The 22,046-nt window shown below is 72.9% G+C and carries 28 protein-coding genes and 3 tRNA genes; 22 read left to right on the plus strand and 9 right to left on the minus strand.

The genetic code is table 11. From position 1 onward, the window contains the following. Window positions 1–34: 34 nt before the first annotated feature. The 4 genes from HF577_RS03945 to mrf form a co-directional block, all read right to left on the minus strand. Window positions 35–3,085 (minus strand): helix-turn-helix transcriptional regulator, encoded by a 3,051-nt coding sequence (locus tag HF577_RS03945; RefSeq protein WP_169394332.1) that lies wholly within the window; start codon window positions 3,083–3,085, stop codon window positions 35–37. Beyond that, complete coding sequence (locus HF577_RS03950; protein ID WP_169394333.1) at window positions 3,082–3,324, minus strand: hypothetical protein; 243 nt, start codon at window positions 3,322–3,324, stop codon at window positions 3,082–3,084. Before HF577_RS03950 ends, HF577_RS03945 begins: the two co-directional genes overlap by 4 nt. Window positions 3,325–3,425: 101 nt before the next feature. Next, window positions 3,426–3,593 (minus strand): 50S ribosomal protein L32, encoded by a 168-nt coding sequence (rpmF, locus tag HF577_RS03955; RefSeq protein ID WP_169394334.1) that lies wholly within the window; start codon window positions 3,591–3,593, stop codon window positions 3,426–3,428. Beyond that, a complete protein-coding gene (gene mrf, locus HF577_RS03960) occupies window positions 3,593–4,855 on the minus strand; it encodes a ribosome hibernation factor-recruiting GTPase MRF (protein WP_169394335.1) in 1,263 nt (420 codons plus the stop codon). Before mrf ends, rpmF begins: the two co-directional genes overlap by 1 nt. 89 nt (window positions 4,856–4,944) lie before the next feature. Here mrf and rpmG (HF577_RS03965) point away from each other — a divergent pair, with 89 nt between their 5' ends. The 11 genes from rpmG (HF577_RS03965) to HF577_RS04015 all read left to right on the plus strand — a co-directional run bounded on the left by rpmG (HF577_RS03965) (window position 4,945) and on the right by HF577_RS04015 (window position 7,873). Next, window positions 4,945–5,109 (plus strand): 50S ribosomal protein L33, encoded by a 165-nt coding sequence (gene rpmG, locus HF577_RS03965; RefSeq protein ID WP_169394336.1) that lies wholly within the window; start codon window positions 4,945–4,947, stop codon window positions 5,107–5,109. Window position 5,110: 1 nt separating this feature from the next. Beyond that, on the plus strand, window positions 5,111–5,350 hold the full coding sequence (rpsR, locus tag HF577_RS03970; RefSeq protein ID WP_169394337.1) for a 30S ribosomal protein S18: 240 nt from the start codon (window positions 5,111–5,113) through the stop codon (window positions 5,348–5,350). A gap of 5 nt (window positions 5,351–5,355) precedes the next feature. Next, window positions 5,356–5,592, plus strand: a complete 237-nt coding sequence (gene rpmB / locus HF577_RS03975; protein WP_169394338.1) for a 50S ribosomal protein L28 — start codon at window positions 5,356–5,358, stop codon at window positions 5,590–5,592. After that, window positions 5,592–5,897, plus strand: a complete 306-nt coding sequence (rpsN, locus tag HF577_RS03980) for a 30S ribosomal protein S14 (RefSeq protein WP_169394339.1) — start codon at window positions 5,592–5,594, stop codon at window positions 5,895–5,897. The genes rpmB and rpsN overlap by 1 nt, the downstream gene beginning before the upstream one ends. 82 nt (window positions 5,898–5,979) lie before the next feature. Further along, window positions 5,980–6,052: transfer RNA gene (locus tag HF577_RS03985), tRNA-Thr, on the plus strand. Window positions 6,053–6,080: 28 nt separating this feature from the next. Next, window positions 6,081–6,153 (plus strand) — tRNA-Met (locus HF577_RS03990). A 34-nt stretch (window positions 6,154–6,187) separates the two neighbouring features. Then, the gene (gene rpmG, locus HF577_RS03995; protein WP_169394340.1) at window positions 6,188–6,355 is read left to right on the plus strand and encodes a 50S ribosomal protein L33; all 168 of its coding nucleotides are present in this window, start codon (window positions 6,188–6,190) and stop codon (window positions 6,353–6,355) included. A 2-nt stretch (window positions 6,356–6,357) separates the two neighbouring features. Beyond that, a complete protein-coding gene (locus tag HF577_RS04000) occupies window positions 6,358–6,804 on the plus strand; it encodes an FAS1-like dehydratase domain-containing protein (RefSeq protein ID WP_312858932.1) in 447 nt (148 codons plus the stop codon). Beyond that, window positions 6,801–7,238, plus strand: coding sequence for a MaoC/PaaZ C-terminal domain-containing protein (locus HF577_RS04005; RefSeq protein ID WP_169394341.1), 438 nt, complete (start codon window positions 6,801–6,803; stop codon window positions 7,236–7,238). The genes HF577_RS04000 and HF577_RS04005 overlap by 4 nt, the downstream gene beginning before the upstream one ends. A gap of 70 nt (window positions 7,239–7,308) precedes the next feature. Next, complete coding sequence (locus tag HF577_RS04010) at window positions 7,309–7,611, plus strand: DUF6400 family protein (protein ID WP_211173753.1); 303 nt, start codon at window positions 7,309–7,311, stop codon at window positions 7,609–7,611. Next, entirely contained in the window at window positions 7,604–7,873 is a 270-nt protein-coding gene (locus HF577_RS04015; protein WP_211173754.1) for a hypothetical protein, read from the plus strand. The genes HF577_RS04010 and HF577_RS04015 overlap by 8 nt, the downstream gene beginning before the upstream one ends. A 27-nt stretch (window positions 7,874–7,900) precedes the next feature. Here the strand turns inward: HF577_RS04015 and HF577_RS04020 are convergent, their stop codons facing one another. After that, entirely contained in the window at window positions 7,901–9,121 is a 1,221-nt protein-coding gene (locus tag HF577_RS04020) for a pyridoxal phosphate-dependent aminotransferase (RefSeq protein ID WP_169394343.1), read from the minus strand. 162 nt (window positions 9,122–9,283) lie between these two features. Between HF577_RS04020 and HF577_RS04025 the strand changes: the two genes are divergently transcribed. The 5 genes from HF577_RS04025 (at window position 9,284) to rplA (ending at window position 12,136) form a co-directional block, all read left to right on the plus strand. Next, window positions 9,284–9,359, plus strand: a tRNA-Trp gene (locus tag HF577_RS04025). A gap of 96 nt (window positions 9,360–9,455) precedes the next feature. Further along, entirely contained in the window at window positions 9,456–9,791 is a 336-nt protein-coding gene (secE, locus tag HF577_RS04030; RefSeq protein ID WP_407692182.1) for a preprotein translocase subunit SecE, read from the plus strand. A gap of 124 nt (window positions 9,792–9,915) precedes the next feature. Continuing rightward, window positions 9,916–10,812, plus strand: coding sequence for a transcription termination/antitermination protein NusG (nusG, locus tag HF577_RS04035; RefSeq protein ID WP_169394345.1), 897 nt, complete (start codon window positions 9,916–9,918; stop codon window positions 10,810–10,812). A gap of 57 nt (window positions 10,813–10,869) precedes the next feature. Beyond that, window positions 10,870–11,304 (plus strand): 50S ribosomal protein L11, encoded by a 435-nt coding sequence (gene rplK / locus HF577_RS04040; protein ID WP_169394346.1) that lies wholly within the window; start codon window positions 10,870–10,872, stop codon window positions 11,302–11,304. A 109-nt stretch (window positions 11,305–11,413) separates the two neighbouring features. After that, window positions 11,414–12,136, plus strand: coding sequence for a 50S ribosomal protein L1 (rplA, locus tag HF577_RS04045; RefSeq protein ID WP_169394347.1), 723 nt, complete (start codon window positions 11,414–11,416; stop codon window positions 12,134–12,136). Between the two features lie 138 nt (window positions 12,137–12,274). Here the strand turns inward: rplA and HF577_RS04050 are convergent, their stop codons facing one another. Both HF577_RS04050 and yczR read right to left on the minus strand, forming a co-directional pair. Further along, entirely contained in the window at window positions 12,275–13,399 is a 1,125-nt protein-coding gene (locus HF577_RS04050) for a CaiB/BaiF CoA transferase family protein (protein ID WP_169394348.1), read from the minus strand. A 67-nt stretch (window positions 13,400–13,466) separates the two neighbouring features. After that, window positions 13,467–14,948: a MocR-like transcription factor YczR gene (yczR, locus tag HF577_RS04055; protein WP_312858933.1), complete on the minus strand. Its 1,482-nt coding sequence runs from the start codon at window positions 14,946–14,948 to the stop codon at window positions 13,467–13,469. A 61-nt stretch (window positions 14,949–15,009) separates the two neighbouring features. On the opposite strand from yczR, the gene HF577_RS04060 reads away from it, so the two are divergent. Beyond that, the gene (locus HF577_RS04060; protein WP_169394350.1) at window positions 15,010–15,207 is read left to right on the plus strand and encodes a hypothetical protein; all 198 of its coding nucleotides are present in this window, start codon (window positions 15,010–15,012) and stop codon (window positions 15,205–15,207) included. Between the two features lie 17 nt (window positions 15,208–15,224). Here the strand turns inward: HF577_RS04060 and HF577_RS04065 are convergent, their stop codons facing one another. Together HF577_RS04065 and HF577_RS04070 are read right to left on the minus strand one after the other, a co-directional pair. Further along, on the minus strand, window positions 15,225–15,635 hold the full coding sequence (locus HF577_RS04065) for a sterol carrier protein (RefSeq protein WP_169394351.1): 411 nt from the start codon (window positions 15,633–15,635) through the stop codon (window positions 15,225–15,227). Window positions 15,636–15,748: 113 nt separating this feature from the next. After that, complete coding sequence (locus tag HF577_RS04070; RefSeq protein WP_169394352.1) at window positions 15,749–16,414, minus strand: response regulator transcription factor; 666 nt, start codon at window positions 16,412–16,414, stop codon at window positions 15,749–15,751. Window positions 16,415–16,570: 156 nt separating this feature from the next. Here HF577_RS04070 and HF577_RS04075 point away from each other — a divergent pair, with 156 nt between their 5' ends. The 5 genes from HF577_RS04075 to HF577_RS04095 all read left to right on the plus strand — a co-directional run. Then, entirely contained in the window at window positions 16,571–17,260 is a 690-nt protein-coding gene (locus HF577_RS04075; RefSeq protein ID WP_169394353.1) for a peroxiredoxin-like family protein, read from the plus strand. Window positions 17,261–17,310: 50 nt separating this feature from the next. Then, window positions 17,311–18,609, plus strand: a complete 1,299-nt coding sequence (locus HF577_RS04080) for a HAMP domain-containing sensor histidine kinase (protein ID WP_312858934.1) — start codon at window positions 17,311–17,313, stop codon at window positions 18,607–18,609. A 94-nt stretch (window positions 18,610–18,703) separates the two neighbouring features. Further along, window positions 18,704–19,813 (plus strand): NDMA-dependent alcohol dehydrogenase, encoded by a 1,110-nt coding sequence (locus tag HF577_RS04085; RefSeq protein WP_169394354.1) that lies wholly within the window; start codon window positions 18,704–18,706, stop codon window positions 19,811–19,813. 32 nt (window positions 19,814–19,845) lie between these two features. Further along, complete coding sequence (locus tag HF577_RS04090; protein WP_169394355.1) at window positions 19,846–20,820, plus strand: R2-like ligand-binding oxidase; 975 nt, start codon at window positions 19,846–19,848, stop codon at window positions 20,818–20,820. 240 nt (window positions 20,821–21,060) lie between these two features. Beyond that, window positions 21,061–22,046, plus strand: a 986-nt coding sequence (locus tag HF577_RS04095; protein WP_169394356.1) for an ABC transporter ATP-binding protein, incomplete at its 3' end; no start/stop codon positions are given.

Raw genomic sequence — 22,046 nt, forward strand, 5'->3', positions numbered from 1 at the left:
GATCACCCCCACCCTAGAGATCACCCGGGTGGCCTCAAGGGTCTGCCCGCGCCATCTCCCGGTCCGCGGGTGCCAGCAGACCCCGCGCGTACGCCACGCTGACCGCCTCGGTGCGGCTGCTCGCACCGAGCTTCGCCATCACCCGGGACAGGTGGACGCTCACCGTCTTCTCGCTGATGAACAGGGCGGCCCCGATCTGACGGTTGGTGTGGCCGGCCGCGACCAGCGCGAGTACGGACCGCTCCCGCGGGGTGAACGGACCGGCGCCGCGCGGCTCAGGTCGTGCGGGCTCGGCCTCGAGGCGGACGCCGGCGCGGGCGGCCAGCTTGCGGACGGCCGAGGCCAGCGGTCGGGCGGCGAGTCGTTCGGCGGTGCGGAGAGCGGCGCGCAGGTCGGGCTCCACCTCCCCGTGCGGGGCACCCGTGCCGAGCCGGGCCTCGGCGCGCCGCAGCAGTGCGTACGCCTGCCGGTAGCCGGGGCTGCCGGTGCCGCCGGGCTCGCCGGTCTCGAAGGCGAACGCGTCGACGAGGCCGCTCCACGCCGAGGGGTCGGCCGGGCCGACGATCCTGGTGAGCTCGGCCCGGGCCCGGCAGAGCCATGCCGCGCCCTCGGGGCCCAGCGTGCCGGCGCGAGGCAGGCCGGTGGCCGCCGTGTGCTCGGCGGTGGCGAGCAGCGCGCGGCCGGCGGCGGTGGCCTCCGCCACGGGTGCCTGGCCGGCGGCGGCGAGGTCGGCCTGCGCCGACACGCCGAGCGCGGCCAGCATGATGCCGCCGAGGTGGGGACCGTGCCCTGCGGAGGGACTGCACCGCAGGCCGGTGAGGGCCTCCGTGACGCGCTCCGCGGCCTCGGCGGGCCGACCCTGCCAGAGCGCGGCCTCGGCCCCCGCCTGGCCGACCAGCATGATCACCTGGTCGTCGGCGGGGGAGGAGTCGCGCAGCTCCGCGAGCCGCCTGCCTGCGGCCTCGAAGCGGCCGCGGGCCACCGTGGTGAGCAGCCCGGCGGCGGTCAGCCTGCTCGCGACCGTGGCCGACACCGACTCGCCTGCGAGCTCGGCCGCCTCCTCGGCGGCGTCCCAGTCGCCCCGCTGGAAGCGGGCGATGACGTGGGCCACCCGCAGCTCGAGGCCGTAGCCGCCCCAGGTGGTGCCGGTGGCGGCGGCCCGCTCCTCCCCCGCGGCGAACTCCTCGACCGCCTCGGCCAGCCGGCCGTCGTCGAGCAGCGAGATGCCCAGCGCGTAGTAGGCCCGCAGCTCCACCCCGAGACTGGCGGAGCGGCGCGCGAGCGGTTTGGCCTCGGCGAGCAGCCGACGGGCCCGCTCCGCGCGGCCGCCGTACTCCTCGCACACCGCGAGCGTGACCAGCGCGTCGGCGGTGGCGCCGGGCGCCATGGCGTCGTGGTCGGGCAGCCCTCTCGCCACATCCAGCGCGGCCTCCGCCTGCTTCCGGGCCTCGTCGAAGTGGTCGACCCTGCCCAGCACCCTGGCCAGTACCGCATGGGCCCAGGCCAGGGTGGCGGACGGGGGCAGGTCGACCACGAGATCGAGGGCGCGCCGCGCCACCTCGCGCGCCTCCTGCTCCCGGCCGCTCAGATCCAGCAGGCGCCAGGCGTAGCGCCGGGCGATCGCGGAGGTGAGCATCGGGTCGCCGCGCTGCTCGGCGAGCTCGAGCGCGCGGCGTCCGAGCGCGATGCCGCGGTCCGGGTCGCCCGTGGCGCTCGCGCCCCACGCGGCCCACCGGGTGAGGGTGCCCTCGTCGATCCGGGCCACCGCCTCGGCGTCGGGCACCGCGGGCCACAGTTCCATCGCGCGCTCCGCGTGCAGCAGCACCTCTGCGGGAGCCTCGCGGTCGTTGGCCTCGTGGGCGGCCTGCACGGACGCCGCGAGCGCCAGCGGCAGATCGTGGCCCGCCATGGCGTGGTGGGCGAGCTCGGCGGCGCGGTCCGGCTCGGCCGTGCGCCCCGGGGCGCTCCGGTCGGCGAGCAGGGTGGCGTAGGCCGAGTGCAGCCTGCTGCGCTCGCCGGGCAGCAGCTCGTTGTAGATCGCCTCGCGCAGCAGCGCGTGGCGGAAGACGTACGCGTCGTCGGTGCTGATGCCGCCCGCCTGGGTGTCGGCCACCAGCACGTGGTGGGCGACCGCCTCGCGCAGTGCCTGCTCCAGCTCGTCGACTGCGAGCCCCGACACCGCGGCCAGCCGCTGGTGGGTGACGCGCCGCCCGGCGACGGACGCGATGCGCAGCATGCGCTGGGTGGCGGGGGTGAGGCCCTCGATGCGCGCCAGCAGCACCTCGGCGAGCCCGTGCGGTATCCCGTCGGAGGATGCCGACACCAGTTCCTCGGCGAAGAACGCGTTGCCCTCGCTCCGGCGTGCGGCATTGCGCAGCAACGGCTCGGGCAGGCTCCCGTCGGCGAGCAGCCGCACCAGCTCGAGCGCCTCCTGCGGACCGAGAGGGGCGAGCTCGACCCGCTCCACCGCGGGCAGCCGCACCAGCTCCGACAGCACCGGGCGCAGCGGGTGGCGCCGGTGCAGGTCGTCGGCCCGGTAGGTGGACAACACGACGAGCCGCTGCCTCGTGAGCCGGGACAGCAGGAAGACCAGCAGGTCGCGGCTCGAACGGTCGGCCCAGTGGAGGTCCTCCACCACGAGCAGCGCAGGGGCGGTGGTGGTGAGCTCGTCGAGCACGGACAGCACGGCGTCGAACACCCGTAGCTGGCCCAGGTCGCGATCCTCGCCGGACTGCGCCCCGCGCGGGAAGCCGCCGGGCAGGAGGTGGCGCAGGGCCGGGTGCTCGGCGACGAGCGCGGGACGCAGGGCGGCCAGCGAGCCGGCCACCTCGGTGAAGGGCAGGTACGGCAGCGACGCCTCGGCAGCGTCGGTGCAGCGGCCGAGCAGCACCACGAAGCCGGCTGCCTCGGCCCGCTCGACCGTCTCCGCCACCAGCCGGGACTTGCCCACACCGGCGTCCCCCGACAACAGCACGCCGGTGGGGCGGCCCTCGACGGCACGGTCGAGCGCAGCGGCGAGAGCCGAGACCTCGTGCCGGCGCCCCACCAGCCCGATTCCGACCCCCAGCCGCGCCACGCCGGTCATCGTGACATGGAGTACCGACGATTCGCGTCGTCATTGCCGTGTGCACGATTCTGCTGCCCGCGATCAGGCGGTCCGGCCTCCGGCGCCGGCGGCCGGGGCGGGTCGACGGCCCGCCCTGCCGCATGCTGCCGGCGCGCGGCCTTCGCCTGCTTGACGAGCCGGTAGTGCTCGGCGTCGGCGAGCAGGGCGGAGCGGTGGTGTTCGACGTCGGAGGTGGCGTGGGCGAGGTTGATGAACATGACCGGAAGCCTCGTGCTGAGGCGGGGCCCCCGGCATCGGACGATCACGTCGCTTCGGGGTGCGATCGGCCCGGATCCACGGGTAAGGCCGCCCCGGCCCCTTACTCCGGGCGCAGCAGGCCGCGCTGGTAGGCGCGCACCAGCCGGCGCGGCACCAGGTAGGGGCGTCCGTCGATCGTGATCGGCACCAGGTCGGGCGGCGTCGCCTTCCACTGAGCACGGCGGCTGCGGGTGTTCGACCGCGAGGTGCGGCGCTTCGGGACGGCCATCAGGACTCCTCGTCTCCGGTGGTGTGCCTGCCGTGGGTGGCCCGCGCGACCAGGTCCGCCGGGGGAGCAGCAGCGCCGGTCACGGCGCCCGCTCCGTCGGCGTCGGTGTCCTCCCACCCGAACGGGTCCGGCAGCGTTCTCCAGGCGTCCTCGCCGCCGGCGAGCTCGGCGTCGGTGAGGAGAGCCCCGCGCAGTGCCGCCTCGATCTCGTCGGGGTCGGCGTCGTGCGCGATGACCACGAGGTCCTGGGCGCGGTCGCCGAACCGCGGATCCCAGCCCAGCGAGGCCAGCGCCCGGCGCTCGGCGGGGGCCTCCTCCCACGCCGTGGCATCCGACGCGGCCAGCCACTCGCCGGCGAGCCCGAGCTGGAGGCCGCCACCGGCCGACTCCAGCCACAGGACGGCCTCCGGTCTCGTGGCGAGCCAGATCCGTCCCCGCGTGCGGACGACGCCGTCGAGCAGCGCGTCCATCGCGGCGTTCAGCCGCTGCGGGTGGAACGGCCTGCGCGCGCCGAACAGCAGCAGCCGCACCCCGCAGTCGGAGCCGAGCGGCGGGTGCCCCCGCAACAGCGCCGCGTGGACGTCGTCGGGGCGGCCGCGCCGGGTCGGCAGAGCCGGGTCGGCGAGCAGTACCCGTTCGTCGAGCTCGGCCAGCCGTATCCGGGGGGCCGCCGGGGCCAGCCTGGCCAGCACCGCCTCGGTACGGGCGAGCCCCCATGCGTCGGCGGTGCCCGTGTGCACCAGCAGGTCGGCGAACTCGACCTGCCCGACCGCCACCTGCGCCACGGTCCGCTCGTCGTCGGGCAGCTCGGTGACGCCGCGCTCGGCCAGGGTGTCGGCGCTCGTCGCGTCGTCGAGCCAGGTGCCGGGGTCCAGACACGTCACCACGCCCCGCAGGTCCATCGCGTCGGTGATCGTCGTCCCGTCGACCAGCACGTTGGCCAGTGACCAGCAGACCCGCTCGGGTTCGAGCGCCGGGTCGAGGTGCAGCACGACCCGGCGGGGCGTGTGCGCGAGCGCGAGCAGCTGGGGCAGCAGGTCCTCGCGCAGCGTGCAGGACAGGCAGCCGTGGACGAGCTCGACCGTGGTGGTCTCGTCCGTGCGGCCGACCCGCAGCCGCCGGCGCACGAGGCCCGACCCGATGTCGCGCAGGTCGTGGTGGAGCACGGCGACGGTGGGTTCGAGCGAGCGGATGCGGGCGATCACGGCCTCGACCCCGGGCGTGTGCAGCCCGGTGAGCACCAGGAGCTCGGTTCGGGTCACGGCTTCCTCCTCCGGTTGACGGGCATGTTCCGCGGTGCGCTAGCGTTACCCTAGATGAAAATGAATGTCGTTAACGAGGAGGGGTGGACATGGCTCGCAACGAGCTGAGGCCGATCGTGAAGCTGCGCTCCACGGCCGGCAGCGGGACGACCTACGTCACCCGCAAGAACCGGCGCAACGACCCCGACCGGATGGTGCTGCGCAAGTACGACCCGGCCGTCCGGCGTCACGTCGAGTTCCGCGAGGAGCGCTGAGGTGGCGGGCAAGCCGCAGCGCGCGTTCAAGCGCAAGGTGAACCCGCTGCACGCGCGGCGGGTCACCGAGGTCGACTGGAAGGACACGGCACTGCTGCGCACGTTCATCTCCGACCGCGGGAAGATCCGGGCCCGCCGGGTGACGGGCCTGACCCCGCAACAGCAGCGGCAGGTCGCGGTCGCGATCCGCAACGCCCGGGAGATGGCGCTGCTGCCGTACCCGAACGCCGGGCGCGGGTGAGGGCGGTGTCCCGGCGCTGTCAGATGACGGGGCGCGAGCCCGGCTTCGGCAACAACGTCTCCCACTCCCACCGCCGCACCGCGCGCCGGTGGGACCCGAACATCCAGACCAAGCGGTACTGGTTCACCGCCGAGAACCGGTTCGTGCGGCTGAAGCTCTCGACCGACGCGATCAGGACGATCGACCGGATCGGCGTCGAGGCCGCGGTGGCCAGGATCAGGGCCCGGGGGGAGAAGGTCTGATGGCGACGAAGGGCAAGATCGCGCGCAACGAGCACCGCAAGGCCGTCGTCGCGCGCCACGCCGAGCGGCGGGCGGAGCTCAAGGCGGTGATCGTGCGGCCGACCACACCGGAGGCCGAACGGGAGGCGGCGCGGCGCGAGCTCTCCCGGCAGCCACGCGACGCGAGCGCCACCCGGGTGCGCAACCGGGACGCCGTGGACGGGCGGCCACGCGGCTTCCTGCGCAAGTTCGGAGTGTCACGGGTGCGCCTGCGCGGGCTCGCGAACGAGGGTCACCTGCCCGGGGTGCGCAAGTCCAGCTGGTGACGGGAGCCCGTTTCCGGGGCCGTGGAGGCGGTGTGTAGCATTGTCCGCGGCCGTTCGGGAGTGACCAACCGTGCGGCAAGCCGCCCCTTTAGCTCAGTCGGCAGAGCGTCTCCATGGTAAGGAGAAGGTCTACGGTTCGATTCCGTAAAGGGGCTCGGCGGGCTGGTGTGACCAGCTTCGCGAAGCGGTGTAGCTCAGTCGGTAGAGCAAGCGGCTCATAATCGCTGTGTCGCCGGTTCAAGTCCGGCCACCGCTACAGACCGACAAGAGGAACGCAGGAGGCACCCGCGATGGCCAAGGCCACCGACGTACGGCCGAAGATCACGCTGGCGTGCGAGCAGTGCAAGCACCGGAACTACATCACCAAGAAGAACCGGCGCAACGACCCCGACCGGCTCGCCATCAAGAAGTTCTGCCCGAACTGCGGCGTCCACCGCGAGCACCGCGAGACGCGCTGAGCGTGCCGGACGTCTCGTTCGTCGGCCGGTCGTTGCCTCCAGGGGCTCCGTACCGGGTCGGCCGGGAGAAGATCAGGGAGTTCGCCCTCGCCATCGGCGAGGGCGCTTCTGTGTGCCACGACGTGGCCGCCGCCCAGGCGGCGGGGTATCCCGACCTCGTGGCGCCACCCACCTTCCCCGTCACGTTCACGATGCCGGCGATCGAGGCGTTCCTGCGCGACCCGGCCTTCGGCTGGGACTACTCACGCATGGTGCACGGCGACCAGTCGATCGCGCTGCACCGCCCGATCCACGGGGGCGACGACCTGGTCACCACCATCCACGTCGATGACCTCACCACCCGCGGCGGCAGCCACATGCTGAGGCTGCGGTGCGAGGTCGCCGACGCCGAGGGTGCACCGGTGGCCACCACCCATGCCCTGCTCGTCACCCAGGCGGATCCGGCATGACCGATCTGAGCGGTGTCGCCGTCGGCGACGAGCTGCCGCCGGTCTCGGTGCGGGTCACCCGTGCCGACCTGGTGCGCTACGCCGGCGCGTCCGGCGACTTCAACCCGATCCACTGGAGCGACCGCGTCGCCACCGGCGTCGGGCTGCCCGGGGTCATCGCCCACGGGATGTTGACGATGGCGCTGGCCGGCCGGGTCGTCACCGAGTGGGTGGGCGATCCCGGAGCGGTGTGCAGCTACGGGGTGCGCTTCACCCGCCCCGTCGTGGTGCCCGACGACGACGAGGGCGCGCTGGTCGAGTTCTCCGGCAAGGTCTCCGAGCTCACCGAAACCGACGACGGCAGCCGCGTCGCGCGCATCGCCGTCACCGCCCGGTTCGACGGGAAGACGGTGCTCAGCCGCGCCGTCGCCGAGGTGCGGCTCCCCAAGGAGTGAGCTACCGCACAGCCGTGAGGTAGCTCCCGAAACCTGGGGCGCGGCCCCGGCCCCGGGTAGTCGTGGTGCGATGCACCCGACGAACGACGGCGGGCCGGAGCGCATCCGCCGCCTGCCGCTCGCGCCTCCCGGCCTCGCTTCCCACTCGTTCGATCTCGGCGCGCACGAGCAGCGCAGGCTCGCCGCGGTGCTCGACGCGATGCCGGACCTCGACGTGCTGGCCGTGCTGGACGCGGAGACACAGGCCCACCGCATGCTCTACAGCGGTCTCGACGCCGAGCAGCGGGCGACCTACCGGATGCTCGTCGACGCCGGCGTGCTCGAGGCCGGCGCCGATGGTGGCGAGGCGGGCGCCGGGACACCCGGTGCGTGACGCCCAGGCCGACTTCTGTCGCCGTGCCTGGACGGGCTGTCCGCAGTGCGCCGACCAGCTCGGCTGCCCGACCTGCGAGGCAGGGCGCACCTGTGAGACGCACTGGCGCTTCCTGCTCGCCTCCGAGGGCCGGAAGGTGTTCGTGCAGTGCCCCGGATGCTGGCACCGGTGGTGGCACGACACCGGGGCCGGCGTCGGCGACCGGCCGCAGGACCTCGACGAACTGCCGGACTTCCCGGAGCCGGGCCGCGCGGTCGCCTGACCGGGCGCGCGGCCCGTGCAGGGGCGGCTACTTCGCCTCGGCGAGCAGCGCGCCCATCCGCTCCACGCCGGTGCGCAGGTCGTCGTCGCCGAGGGCGTAGGACAGGCGGAAGAAGCCCGGGGTGCCGAAGGCCTCACCCGGGACGACCGCGACCTCGGCGTGCTCCAGCACGGCCGCGGCGAGCTCCACGCTGGTCTGCGGGCGCGAGCCGCGCAGCTCCTTGCCCAGCAGCTCCTGCACCGAGGCGTACGCGTAGAAGGCGCCACGCGGCGTCGGGCACTCCACGCCGGGGATCGCCCGCAGCAGGTCCACGATCGCGCGCCTGCGCCGGTCGAAGGCCGTCCGCATCTCGACGACGGCGTCCAGCGGACCGGAGACGGCCTCCAGCGCGGCCCGCTGGGCCACGTTGCAGACGTTGGACGACAGGTGCGACTGCAGGTTGGTGGCCGCCTTGACGACATCGGCCGGCCCGGCCAGCCAGCCGACCCGCCAGCCCGTCATCGCGTAGGTCTTGGCGACCCCGTTGAGCACCACGCACGTGTCGGCCAGCTCGGGCACGGCCACCGGCATGGAGACCGCCTCCGCGCCGTCGTAGACGAGGTGCTCGTAGATCTCGTCGGTGACGACCCAGATGCCGTGCTCGACGGCCCAGCGGCCGACGGCCTCGGTGAGCTCGCGGGAGGCGACGGCGCCGGTCGGGTTTGACGGCGAGCACCACAGCAGCACCTTGGTGCGCGCGGTGCGCGCGGCCTCGAGCTGGTCGACCGAGGGCAGGAAGTCGGCCTCCGGCCCGCAGACCACGGTGACCGGCACCCCGCCGGCGAGCGTGATGGCCTCGGGGTAGGTGGTCCAGTACGGCGCGGGGAGCAGCACCTCGTCGCCGGGATCGAGGAGCGTGGCGAAGGCCTGGTAGACGGCCTGCTTGCCGCCGTTGGTGACGAGCACCTGCGAGGCGGCGATCTCGAGCCCGGAGTCACGCGCGGTCTTCGCGGCGATCGCCTCACGCAGCTCCGGCAGGCCGGAGGCGGGCGTGTAGCGGTGGTTGCGCGGGTCCGTGCACGCCGCCTGTGCCGCGGCGACGACGGCGGGTGGGGTGGGGAAGTCCGGCTCACCCGCGCCGAAGCCGATGACCGGGCGCCCGGCCGCCTTGAGGGCCTTGGCCTTCGCGTCGACCGCCAGGGTGGCGGACTCGGCGATGCCTCCGATCCGCGCGGAGATCCGGGCTGGGGCGGTGGTCGTAGTGGCCATGACCCCGATACTCCCGCACGCCTTCCGCGGTCGCCAGGGTGGCCCGGGGTGTGCGGTTTCAGCCTCGCCGAGGGGGTGCCGTACACTCGTTCTGCTGGGTGCGTCGTCATGCGATGCACCCCTCCGCACGTGGGTCCCCGAGGTCCACTGCGGAGCTGGTCAAGGGGTGTAGCTCAACTGGCAGAGCAGCGGTCTCCAAAACCGCAGGTTGCAGGTTCAAGTCCTGTCACCCCTGCCACTGTAGGAATGCTGGATCGGGTACGGGACGGGACAGCGACGAGAACTGATGGCGGCAGGCCCGGAACGGGCCGCCGGCGAGCTGGAGGATACGGGCGTGGCTGAGGAGCGCGAGGCGAGCGGGAGCGGGCAGGAGCGCCCGAGCACCGCCGCCGACCGTCGGGGTCGGCGTTCCGGTCCGGCGCCCACGGGTGACAAGGGCCGCGCTACCGCGGTGCGCGACGGTCGCCCGGACAAGGTCTCGCTGCCGAAGAAGCTCGTCCGGTTCCTGCGCGAGGTGGTCGCGGAGCTGCGGAAGGTCATCTGGCCGTCCCGCAAGCAGCTGGTCACCTACACGATCGTCGTGCTGGTCTTCGTGTCGTTCATGGTCGCGCTTGTCTGGGTGCTGGACCTGGTGTTCGCACAGGGCGTCATGCTCCTGTTCGGCACGTGACACGCAGCCGGCACACGCACGACAGCGACGAAGGAAGCGAGACGCACGTGACCGAGCTTGCGAGGTCACCATTCAACGCATCAGCGCCGGTCCGTTCGGCGTCGAGCGCTAGCGAGGAGCAGAAGTGACCTCCCATGACGGCGGCCACTGGCCGACCGACGTCGAGCCCGAGGCCGACCAGGTCGACACCGCAACCGATGTCGACACCGCCGACGATGACGACGACGTGAACGACGCCGAGGTGCCCTCCACGGCCGACGACGACGCCACCACCACCACCGACGCCGCCGATGCCGCGGACGACGACGCGGACGACGACGACGCGGACGACGACACGGACTCCACCGTGAGCGACGACGACTCCGGCACCCCCGAGGTCGTGGCCGAGGCGGAGCCGGACCCGGACGCCGACCCGGTCGAGGAGATGCGGGCCGCCCTGCGGCGCGCCCCCGGTGACTGGTACGTCGTGCACTCCTACGCCGGCTACGAGAACAAGGTGAAGACCAACCTCGAGACGCGGGTGCAGACCCTCGACGTCGAGGACTACATCTTCCAGGTCGAGGTGCCCACCGAAGAGGTCACCGAGATCAAGAACGGGCAGCGCAAGCAGGTGCAGCGCAAGGTGCTGCCCGGCTACATCCTGGTGCGCATGGAGCTCAACGACCAGTCGTGGGGCGCCGTGCGCAACACGCCGGGTGTCACGGGCTTCGTCGGTGCCACCTCGCGGCCGTCCCCGCTGACCCACGACGACGTCATCAAGTTCCTGCTGCCGAAGACCGAGCCGAAGCAGGCCGCGTCCGCCGGTGGCAAGTCCGACGTCTCCAGCGGAGCGGGCAAGTCCGCGGTGGAGGTCGACTTCGAGGTCGGCGAGTCCGTCACGGTCATGGACGGCCCGTTCGCCACGCTGCCGGCCACGATCAACGAGGTCAACGTCGACGCCCAGAAGCTCAAGGTCCTCGTCTCCATCTTCGGGCGCGAGACCCCGGTCGAGCTGGCCTTCAGCCAGGTCTCGAAGATCTGACCTCCGCCGCGGTCGGCAGGTCCGCGGCGCGCACACAATCGACAACAGGGAAACGAGATGCCCCCCAAGAAGCGGAAGCTCTCCGCGATCATCAAGCTCCAGATCAAGGCCGGAGCGGCCACGCCGGCGCCGCCGGTCGGCCCCGCGCTGGGTCAGCACGGCGTCAACATCATGGAGTTCTGCAAGGCCTACAACGCCGCCACGGAGTCCCAGCGCGGCGACATCGTCCCGGTCGAGATCTCGGTGTTCGAGGACCGCTCGTTCACCTTCGAGCTCAAGACCCCGCCCGCCGCTCGGCTGCTGCTCAAGGCCGCCGGTGTGGAGAAGGGCAGCGGCGAGCCGCACATCAAGAAGGTCGCCACGGTCACGATGGACCAGGTGCGGCAGATCGCGCAGACCAAGATGCAGGATCTGAACGCCTCCGACATCGACCAGGCGGCGAAGATCATCGCCGGCACCGCGCGGTCGATGGGAATCACCGTCCAGGGCTGAGGCGTTCCCTTCCGGGACGTTCCACCCCCCGCACGTGTGGGAGAGCCGGGCGCGGCTCGTACCACGACCTGACTCGCGGTCCGGTTGACCGCAGAACGAGGACAGAGCAATGGCACAGCGCAGCAAGATCTACCGCAAGGCGGCCGAGCAGATCGACGCCGAGCGGCTCTACACCCCGCTCGAGGCCGCCGGCCTGGCGAAGCAGACGGGCAGCACGAAGATGGACGCCACCGTCGAGGTCGCGATGCGTCTCGGCGTCGACCCCCGCAAGGCCGACCAGATGGTCCGCGGCACCGTGAACCTGCCTCACGGCACCGGCAAGACGGCGCGCGTCATCGTGTTCGCCACCGGCGACAAGGCCGCCGAGGCCGAGGCCGCCGGTGCCGACGCGGTGGGCGCCGAGGACCTGATCGAGCGCATCCAGGGCGGCTGGCTGGACTTCGACGCGGCGATCGCCACGCCCGACCAGATGGCCAAGGTCGGCCGGATCGCCCGCATCCTGGGCCCGCGTGGCCTGATGCCGAACCCGAAGACCGGCACGGTCACCCCGGACGTCACCAAGGCGATCCAGGACATCAAGGGCGGCAAGATCAACTTCCGGGTCGACAAGCAGGCCAACCTGCACCTCGTCATCGGCAAGGCCTCGTTCGACACCGAGAAGCTGGTCGAGAACTACGGCGCCGCGCTCGACGAGATCCTGCGGGCCAAGCCCTCGGCCGCCAAGGGCCGCTACATCAAGAAGGTCACGGTCTCCACGACCACCGGTCCCGGCATCCCGGTGGACCCGAACCGCACGCGCAACCTGCTGGTGGACGAGACCCCGTCCGCCTGAGCGCACGCACCCGACGCACCCCGCCGCCCCCAGGGCGGCGGGGTGCTGTCGTCTGGGCCCAGCGCCGAAGTTCAGGAAAGCCACTTTCAGGCCCTGTGCGGGCAGGAAAGTGGCTTTCCTGAACCTGGCCGGAGGGCCCTACGCCCAGTCCGCCAGGATCTCGTCCGCCGTCTCCGGGGACCCGGCCGCGCCTCGGAGGCCGGGGGGTGTGCGGGAGAAGCGGGGGGCCGGGGCGGCCTGGGCCACCCCGTCGTTCTCGACGATCGTGCGGCGCGCGGCGATGTGGGGGTGCTCGGCCACCTCGCCGAAGGCGAGCACGGGGGTGACGCACGCGTCGGTGCCGGCGAACGCCGCCGCCCACTCGTCGCGGGTGCGCGTCGCGAAGATCCCGGCGAACCGCTCCGCCGTCTCCGGCCACCGCTCCCGGTCGAACTGAGGCGGCAGCCCGGCGTCGGTGAGCCCGAGACCGGCCAGCAGCGCCGTGTAGAACTGGGGCTCGATGGCGCCCACGGCGACGTGCCTGCCGTCGGAGCAGGTGTACGTGTCGTAGAAGGGGGCTCCTCCGTCGAGCAGGTTGACGCCGGGCTCGTCGAGCCACGTCTTCTGCGCGAGGAATCCCCAGACCATCTGGCTCAGCAGCGACGCCCCGTCCACCATCGCGGCGTCGACGACCTGCCCCCGGCCCGAGCGCTCGGCCTCCCAGAGCGCTGCGAGCACGCCGATGACCAGCAGCATCGAGCCACCGCCGAAGTCGCCCACCAGGTTGAGAGGTGGCACGGGCCGCTCTCCGGGGCGGCCGATGGCGTGCAGCGCGCCGGTCAGCGAGATGTAGTTGATGTCGTGGCCGGCGTGGCGGGCCAGCGGGCCGTCCTGCCCCCACCCGGTCATCCGCGCGTAGACGAGTCTCGGGTTGCGGGCGTGGCAGTCGGCGGGGCCGACTCCGAGCCGCTCGGTGACGCCCGGCCGGTAGCCCTCCACCAGCACGTCGGCGCGTTCGACGAGCCGCAGCACCGTCTCGCGTCCGGCGTCGTCCTTCAGGTCGGCGGCCACGAGGCGGCGGCCGCGCAGCGTCGGGTCCGGGGTGTCGGGGGAGCCCAGTTGCAGGCCGCCGGACGGTCGGTCGATGCGCACGACGTCGGCGCCCAGGTCGGCGAGGATCATCGCGGCGTGCGGGCCGGGGCCGATCCCGGCCAGTTCCACGACCTTGAGCCCGGCGAGCGGCCCCGTGCGTGCCCCGGGGCCCGCCTCGTCGCCGTGCGTCATCCGGCACCTCCCGTTCGGTACGGCCCGTCCACTGTAGCGGTCAGAGTTGACTGTTCGGTCGTGGTCGTCATGCCACCGCGATCGGCTCGGCGTCCACGGCGGGCGCGGCATGGTCGAGGCCACGCCATGCCGAGGCGAGCAGGTCCAGCGCGGTGTCCATCCGGTCCCGCCGCAGCGTGTAGGGCAGCCGGAGGTGCCGTTCGAACGCGCCGTCGAGGCCGAACCGCGGGCCGGCCGCGAGCAGCACGTCGGACCGGCGGGCCGCCACCGTCAGCCGGCTGGAGGCCGCCTCGTCGAGCTCGACCCAGAGGCAGAGGCCGCCACGGGGATGCGACGGCCGCCATCGGGGGAAGGCCCCGGTGAGCTTCTCGAGCAGGTGGTCACGCCCGGCGGCGAGCGCGGGGCGCCGTGCTCCGGCAATGGCCTCGACGTCGGCCAGCAGCCGCGCGACGACGAGCTGTTCGAGGATCGGGCCGCCGAGGTCGACCGAGGCCCGCAGCGCGGCGAGCCTGCGCACCATCGGCGCCGACGCGCGGATCCAGCCCACCCGCAGCCCGCCCCAGAACACCTTGCTCGCGGACCCGATCGTGAGCACGAGCGGCGAGTCGGCGGCGCCGAAGGACGCCACGGGTGCGACGGAGGGGCCGTCGAGTGTCAGCTCGGCCAGCGTCTCGTCGATGAGCAGTGGGGTGCCGGTGCGCCGGGCGAGGTCGACGAGCCGCTCGCGACCAGAGGGGTCGAGCAGCGCGCCGGTGGGGTTCTGGAAGTCCGGGACGATGTAGGCCAGGCGGGGCGCGACGTCGCGCACCACGGAGGTGAGCAGGTCGAGGTCCCAGGTGCCGGTGCCGTCCGGGTGCGGACCCATCGGGACGGGCACGGCGCGAGCCCCGCGCGTCGAGACCGCATCGAGGGCGTTCGGGTAGGTGGGGTGCTCCACGAGCACGCGGTCACCCGGCGCGGCCAGCGCGGTGATCGCGAGTGAGATCGCGTGCTGGCCGCCGGCGGTGACCAGTATCTGGTCGGGGCTCGTGGGCAGGCCGCGCGTGGTGAACCGCTCGGCGATGGCGGAGCGCAGTGCGGGCAGGCCGACGAGGTCGTAACCGTGGCCGCCGAGGTACGCGTCGAGATCGTGCACGGCCGCGGCGGCCGCGGTGCGCAGGTGCTCCGACGGCGCGGGGAGGGCGGCGTGCGCGAGGTCGAACAACGACCGGTCGCTCTGCGGCGAGAACGGGGACAGCGTCTCGGTGCCGGGGACGTCGGCGGGGAGCCGGGTCCAGCTGCCGGCGCCGCGCCTGCTGCGCAGCACGCCGGCGTCGCGCAGCGCGTCGTAGGAGGTGGCCACGGTGGTGCGGCTGACCGCGAGGGCCGTGGCCAGCTCCCGCTCTGCGGGCACCCGAGTGTGGAGCGGCAGCCGCCCGTCGAGCACGAGGAGCCGGATCCGGTCGGTCAGCGCCCCGGCGAGCCGTCGGCCGTCGGGCGGTCGCCAGTCGCCCAGCAGCCGGGCAAAGCTGCGCGCTCCGATGCGGCGTCCGACGTCGTCCGGGTCCACCCATGCCACCTTCGCAGAATTGGCCATGTGCAAGCAGGCCAATCCTACGCAGGCTGGGCGTATGGAGATGACCCCGTGGCTACTGCTCACCGTTCTCACCGTGATCGCCGTTGCGGCCCCGCGCTACGGCGTGGACAGCAGGTGGCCCGCGCCGGGCGACCTACCGGCGCCGCAGCCCCGGCATCGGGTGCGCGACGACCTCACCTCGATCGCGCACGCCGCCCGTCAGGCGTTCCCGTCCCACCGGGCGCGGGGGTAGCCAACGGCGGCGACGGCTCACGCATCCAGGAGGTCGGCGCGGCCGGCCTCCTGCAGCTGGGCGCGGTACGGGCCGAACATGCCCTTGGCCATCGGCAGCACCTTCAGCAGCTTCGCGACCGGCCCCTTGGCCCGGACGTCGCCCTTCGCCAGCGCCACCGGGAGGATCACCTTGCCGAGCCAGAACCGGTTTCCGGTGTCGGCCGTCATGAACAGCTCGATGTTCGGTGTGGGCCCCGTGCCCGCGCCTTCGTGGATCTCGGAGTTCGGCATGTCGACGGTGATCACCGCGTCCGGATCCGTGTAGGTGATCCGCAGGACCACCCCCGACGGGCGCAGTTTCTCCACCAGCTCCGGGTCCTCCATCCCTCGGCGGAAGATCCCCCCGAGGAACTCGTAGACCTCGGCCTCGTTCCGGAACGCCGCCACGGTGCAGGTCCTCTCGCTCGTCGTCGATCAGCCGCAGTCTCATGGACGGGGACGCGCAGCGCGACCCTGCGACCGGGCCACCCGCGGCCCCCGCGGGCCAACGCGCGGCGACCTCAGCGGGCCCGGCCGTCGTTGTCCAGCAGCCCGTAGCGACCCGCGAGCGCCGCCGCCTCGATCCGGTTGGCCACGCCCAGCTTGTGCAGCAGGGCGGCGATCATCCGTTTGGCGGTGCGCTCGCTCACCAGCATCGGCTTGGCGATCTCGCTGGTCTCCAGGCCGCGGGCGAGCAGTGCCCACAGCTGCAGGTCCCGCCCGTCCAGGCGCTCGAGGATGCCGTCCCCGGTGCGGTCGCCCGCCTCGAGAAGGGCGTCGAGCAGGTCGGCCGGAACCACGCGCACCCCGGCGGCCACCGTGAGCAGCGGGGCGACGAGCACCTCCGGATCGGCCGACTTGCCGAGGAAGCCGGTCGCGCCGGCCCGCAGCGCGGCCGTGGCCAGCCCCAGGTCCTCGGTGCCCGAGAGCGCGAGCACCCTGGTTGCGGGATATGCCGCGGTCAGCCTGCGGATCGTCGCCACGCCTCCGAGCGGGGGCAGCGCGAGATCGACGATCGCGATGTCGGCGGCTTCCCGGCCGACGAGGGCGACGGCCTCCTCGCCAGCCGTCGTCGATCCGGCCACGACGAACCTGTCGCCCGCGCGCGACTCCAGGAGCAGTGCCAACCCCTGCGAGAAGAGGGCGTGGTCGTCGACGATGACCACGACGTACCGGCCGTCGCGCACGGGACCGCACTGTAGTGCGGCGGGCAGAACCGTCCACCGGGTCGTTGCGCGCCATCAATCAGGGTGATCGAGAAATCGTATGCTCGGAAGGGGAGAGGACGGCACGCCTGCGCTGTGCAGGGGGTCCTCGTCCGCGGAGTGCTGGAGGGGAACGACATGAGCGACGGTGGGCACGACGTCGAGTTCCCGGTCGGATCGTTCGACCTGCCCACCGAGCTGGAGCGGTTCCGCACCCTGCGGGACTCCGTCGTTCCCGAGGACGTCGTGACCAGGATGGACCGGGCCACCGCCGAGCTGGTGGCGTCGGCGCTCGCCGACCAGGTGCCCGCCGTGGGGGAGGCCGCGCCCTCGTTCCGCCTGCCGAACGCCACGGGCGCCGAGGTCTCGCTCGACCGGCTGCTCGCCGACGGACCGGTCGTCGTCTCGTTCTACCGGGGGGCCTGGTGCCCTTTCTGCAACCTCGAACTGCGCGCGCTGCAGCAGACGCTGCCGCAGATGAGGGAGCTCGGGGCCGCGCTCGTCGCGATCTCCCTGCAGACCCCGGACAACTCGCTGACCATGGTGGAGAGGCACGGTCTCGACTTCGAGGTGCTCAGCGACGTCGGCGGGGAGGTGACGCGGTCCTACGGGCTGGAGTTCCGCCTCCCGGAGTACCTGCAGGAGTCCTACGAGCTGCTGGGGCACCCGCTGCCGAGGTTCAACGGCATCGACCAGCACACCCTGCCGGTCCCGGCCACCTTCGTGGTCGACCGCGACTCGATCATCCGGTTCGCGTACGTCAACCCGGACTACATGTACCGGGCCGACCCCGCCGACATCCTCGCGGCGCTGCGCTCGATCGCCTGACGCCGCCGGGCCGACCGCCGCTCGGCGGGGCGGCCCGGGTGGCGCCGCCGGTGGGAGATGCTGGCGCCGTGCACATGGACGGCGCCGTCCGCGCCCTGTCGTCCCTCGAGGAGCGCACCGCCGTCCTCATCCGCCTGTTCGTCGTCTGCTCGGTGGGGCTCGCGCTGGTGCTCGGCCCCGAGCTGGCACGCGGGCGAGGAGCGGTGCTCGGCTGGCTCGTGCTGGCGACGCTCGGCTACGCCGTCGTGCTCGCGGTGGGCGAATGGCGCGGGCGGCGGCTGCTCCCGCCGTGGCTGTCGACGTCGATCGACGCCGTGCTCGCGCTGGCCGCCTGCGGGCTGACGGGTGGGGCGGCCAGCATCATGGTCGCGATCCTGCCGCTGGTGGTGATCGCCGCGGCCGTGCGCGGCGGGGCGGTGATCGGCAGGCTCGCCGCGCTCGGGGTGGGCGCGGGGTTCACGGTCGCCGCCGTCCTGGGGTCGGACGCGGCTGTGCCACCCGTCGAGCGGTGGCTCGCCGGTGCGTGGTGGACAGGCTACCTGGTTGCGGCCGCGGTGCTGGTGGGGGTGCTGCTGCGGATGCTGGAGAGCCAGCTCGACGCGGCCGCGGTGTCCCGGGCCATGGCGCTCGCCGAGCACGAGGCCTTCCTGGAGGAGCGTGACCTGCGGGCCCGGCTGCTCGCCGCCCAGGAGGCCCGGATGGACGGGGTCCGGGTCGTGCTCCACGAGTTCCGCACACCCGTCGCGTCCCTCACCGCACTGACCGCGGACCTGGCCGCCGACCGGCTCTCCGGGGACGCGCGGCGCACGGCTACCCGGCTGCTGGCCGAGCACGCCGTGCACCTGCGCGACATGCTCGACGGGCTCGCCGACGTCGCGGTGCGGGAAGGTTCCCCGCTCGGCCGGGTCCGGGAGCGGCCGGTGCGGCTCGTCGAGCTCGCCGAGGCCGTCCTCGACGCGGCCGGGGTGGAGCCGGCGCGGCGGTCGGCCCGGGTGACCCCGCCGGACACGGTGGTCCGCTGCGACCCGCAACGGCTGCGCCGGGTGCTCACCAACCTGGTGGAGAACGCCGCGCGGCACAGCGGGGACGCCGTTGTCGAGCTGGAGCTGTGGCACGCCGACGGGCGGCTGGTGGCCGAGGTGCGCGACCGCGGGCCCGGTCTCCCGCCCGGCCAGGAGGGTGTGGTGACGGCGAAGGGGGTCGCGCTCGGCGACCGCCGGGGCACGGCGGGGATCGGGCTGTGGATCGTCGAGGCACTGGTGGCGGCGATGGACGGCGAGGTGCGCCTGCTGCCCCGGGACGGTGGGGGCCTGGTGGCCCATCTGGAGCTCCCTCTCCCCGCGACCTGACCGGCGCGACGCCGGGAGCACGCTGGCACCCAGGGGCCACGGCAGGAACCCGTGGCCCGGTGCGGCGTGCAGTGATCCACGCCATGCTGCCCCCATGAAGACCACGGCGGCGGTACTCCGGGAGCTGGGCGGCAAGTGGGAGGTCGAGGAGGTCGAGCTCGACCCACCAGGCCCGGGCGAGGTGCTGGTGGAGCTGGTCGCGAGCGGGCTGTGCCACTCCGATGAGCACCTCGTCACGGGCGACCTGCCCGCGGCGTTGCCGATGGTCGGGGGGCACGAGGGCTCCGGGCGGGTGCTCGAGGCCGGTACCGGCGTCACGGAGGTGGCGGTCGGCGACCCCGTCGTGATGACCTTCCTCCCCTCCTGCGGCCGGTGCAGCTACTGCGCGCAGGGTTTCACCTCCCTGTGCAACGACGGTGCGGGTGCGATGCTCGGCCCGCAGCTCGACGGCACCTATCGCTTCCACAGTGGGAGCGGCGAGGACCTCGGGCAGATGTGCCTGCTGGGCACGTTCGCGCGGCACACCGTGGTGCCGGTCAAGTCCGTCGTGAAGATCGACGAGGGCATCCCGCTGGAGCTCGCCGCGCTCGTCGGCTGCGGGGTCACCACGGGGGTCGGCTCGGCGGTCCGGACGGCCGACCTCCGGGTCGGTGACACGGCGGTCGTCATCGGCATCGGCGGGATCGGGGCCAACGCCGTGCAGGGCGCGAAGCTGGCGGGCTGCCGGTACGTGGTGGCCGTCGACCCCGTGGCGTTCAAGCGCGAGAAGGCACTGGAGCTGGGGGCCACCCACGTGGCCGCCGACATGGACGAGGCCTGGGCGACGGTCTCCGAGCTGACGCGGGGCCGGCTCGCGGACGCCGCCATCCTCACCACGGGCGTGGCCGAGGGCAGCTACCTGCAGCCCGCGCTGCAGCTCGTCGGCAAGCGCGGCCGGGTGGTCGTCACGGCGCTCGGCCACCCCGACGAGGACACGGCGTCGCTCTCGCTGCTGGAGCTCACCCTCTACGAGAAGCAGATCCGCGGCGCGCTGTACGGGAGCTCCAACGCGCAGCACGACGTGCCCCGCCTGCTGGAGCTGCACCGGCTCGGCCAGCTGAAGCTGGAGGAGCTGGTGACCAGGACCTACGCGCTCGACGAGATCAACACGGGCTACCAGGACATGCGCGAGGGTCGCAACATCCGCGGCGTCATCCGGTACTGATCCAGGCAGGGACCACAGCAGAGGAGCTGACGGTGACCGACGGTCGATCGACGGGGCACGGCAGGCGTACCGCGTTCGCCACGCTGCAGCGTGGCGGGCTGAACCTCGACTCGTTGCCGATGCGGCTGTTCACGAAGGGCAACGCGCGGCACTGGAACCCGGCCGACATCGACTTCAGCCAGGACGCGCGCGACGTCGCCGACATGACCGAACACGAGCGCTGGTGGACCTGCACGCTCGCCGCGCAGTTCCTGGCGGGCGAGGAGGCGGTCACCGTGGACCTGCAGCCCTTCGTGGCGGCGATGGCGGCCGAGGGCCGCCTCGCCGACGAGATGTACCTGACCCAGTTCGTGTTCGAGGAGGCCAAGCACACCGAGGCGTTCCGCCGGTGGTTCGACGCCGTCGGGATCACCGACGACCTGCACTCCCACGTCGACTCGAACCCCCACTACATGGAGATCTTCGCGCGGCAGCTCCCGGAGAGCCTGCACGCGCTCGCGGCCGACCCGTCGCCGCGGAACCAGATCCGGGCCTCGGTCACCTACAACCACATCGTCGAGGGCACGCTCGCGCTCACCGGCTACTTCGCGTGGGCGAAGGTGTGCTCCAGCCGCGGGATCCTGCCCGGCATGCAGCAGGTCATCAAGCTCATCGGCGACGACGAGCGGCGGCACATGGCCTGGGGCACGTTCACCTGCCGCAGGCACGTCGCCGCCGACGACAGCCTGTGGGACGCGGTGGACGAGCGGATGCAAGAGCTGCTCGTGCCCGCGATGGGAGTGGTCACCCACACCTTCGAGGAGTTCGAGGGCGAGGAGCCGCCGTTCGCGGTGGACCTGAACGAGCTGGCCGAGTACGCGATGGACAAGCTCGGACGCAGGCTCGGCGCCATCGAGTCGGCGCGGGGGGCGGACGTGCGGGCCATCGACGTCGACGTCGCGCCCGAACAGCTCGAGGAACGGTTCCACGCCGAGGATCTCGCGAACCATCCCCTCGCGGCCGTCTGACCGGGTCCGCCGCCACCCGTTCGGGACCGTCCGGCCGGGTGGCTCCTGCCGGTGACCATGGCGTACCGTGCCCGAATTGCGGCGGATGGTTGGCCTGATACGTCCGTACGGAGCAACCCGTTCACAGGATATGACCAGCGAGTAACCGACGTCACGAGGTCTCGTTGACCCATCGTGGGCAGCCGACCGGCCCGTTCCGCCGGGTCGGCCCGCTCCGATGAGAAGGGTCAGGAGGCACCGATGACCGGCGTCGAGGTCAAGGTGGAAGGGCTGTCGAAGTCCTTCGGCCGCGCCAACATCTGGTCCGACGTGACCCTGACGCTGCCGCCCGGTGAGGTGTCGGTGCTCCTCGGCCCGTCCGGCACAGGCAAGTCGGTGTTCCTCAAGACCCTCATCGGTCTGCTGAAGCCCGAGCGGGGCTCGATCGTCATCCACGACACCGACCTCGTGCGCTGCTCCGAGTCGCGGCTCTACGAGCTGCGCAAGCTGTTCGGGGTGCTGTTCCAGGACGGCGCGCTGTTCGGCTCGATGAACCTCTACGACAACATCGCGTTCCCGCTCCGCGAGCACACCAAGAAGTCCGAGGCGCAGATCCGCGACATCGTCGCGGAGAAGATGGAGATGGTCGGCCTCACCGGAGACGAGCGGAAGCTGCCCGGCGAGATCTCCGGCGGCATGCGCAAGCGGGCCGGGCTGGCGCGGGCGCTCGTGCTGGACCCGGAGATCATCCTGTTCGACGAGCCGGACTCCGGGCTCGACCCGGTGCGCACCGCCTACCTGAACCAGCTGATCATCGACCTCAACGCCCAGACGGACTCGACGTTCCTGATCGTCACCCACGACATCAACACCGCACAGACGGTGCCGGACAACATCGGGCTGCTCTACCGCAAGCACCTGGCGATGTTCGGGCCCCGCGAGGTGCTGCTGACGTCCGAGGAGCCGGTGGTCTCCCAGTTCCTGAACGGGCGCAGGCAGGGGCCGATCGGCATGTCGGAGGAGAAGGACACCGCCCAGGCCGCCAGGGAGATGGAGGAGGCGGGGGAGCTCGCAGGCCTGCCGCCGCTGAAGCCACAGCTGCAGCCGAGCCCGGGCGTGGCGGAGCGCAAGGCCGTCGGCAGGCGCCGCGAGCGGGTGCTGCAGATGCTCCACACGCTGCCCCCCGCCGCCCAGCAGGCGATCCGCGAGAGCTACGCCGACGACCCGCTGCCCGTACCCCGCCCGGC

This window comes from Pseudonocardia xinjiangensis (assembly GCF_012911925.1).
Classification (GTDB): domain Bacteria; phylum Actinomycetota; class Actinomycetes; order Mycobacteriales; family Pseudonocardiaceae; genus Pseudonocardia; species Pseudonocardia xinjiangensis.